This window comes from Novosphingobium sp. 11B (assembly GCF_054589055.1).
Genome location: NZ_BAAILP010000228.1, coordinates 1 through 836 on the forward strand (window position 1 = coordinate 1; position 836 = coordinate 836).

The following is an 836-nucleotide window of genomic DNA, read 5'->3' on the forward strand; positions in this document are numbered from 1 at the left end:
CCCGTCTTGATGACGGCATGGGCAACGCGCGCCATCTTGGCGGTGAGCGCCGTCATCGCCTTGCGGCGACGATCGGCATCATCCGCGTGCCCGGCAGTGTATCGTCCGAGCTTGTCGCGGAAACTGTTGTTGCGCTGACGTGCGGCGACCTGGGCAGCCATCCAAAAGGTCCGCCGCAATCGCGCATTACCGTACTTGGACAGCATCGTGCGGCCTCGGAATGTACCGGACTGCCGGGTCGCAAGATCAAGACCGCAGAACTTCAGGAACTGACGGTGATGGCTGAAGCGGCGTAGATCGCCTGCCTCGGCGAGAATGGTCAACGCATTGATGGGCCCAATGCCGGGGATCATGCGCAGGAGCTGATAATCGCGGTTTTCGGCCAGCATGGCATGCGCCGTTCGCTCGATCTCGTCGCGCTGCCGGATCAGGTTGCGTGCTTGGGCGATCACCATGCGGAACATAGCGATCGAGACGGAATCCTCGTCGACAGGTAGCGCCACGGAGGCGCAGGCGGTCTCGTAGATATCGTTGATCAGCCGGGCTTTGGACACCTTGCGGCCGACCAAGTCCCATGCTTCGCGGGAGAAAGTCTCCTGGCCGAGCACAGTCATGCTGGCTGGAGTCGGGAATCGTTCGAGCAGAGCAAGGAACCAGTCGGATCGGCTGTTGCCAGCGAAGCGTTCAATCTCCGGGAAATAGAGCGGCAGGTAGTGGGTCAGGATGCGATGCCATGTCTGCGTCTTAGCCTTGGAGATCGCCTCGTGCGTTTTCGACATCTCCTGCAGGTCGTTGATCCCGGCGGCGAGCGGATCGACGTATCGCTGGGTGGCGCC

At 61.7% G+C, this 836-nt stretch carries 1 protein-coding gene; it reads right to left on the reverse strand.

Annotation, left to right across the window (positions count from 1 at the left end; genetic code table 11):
* Window positions 1–836, reverse strand: an 836-nt coding sequence (locus ACYPYD_RS20255; protein WP_459665117.1) for an IS110 family RNA-guided transposase, incomplete at both ends; no start/stop codon positions are given.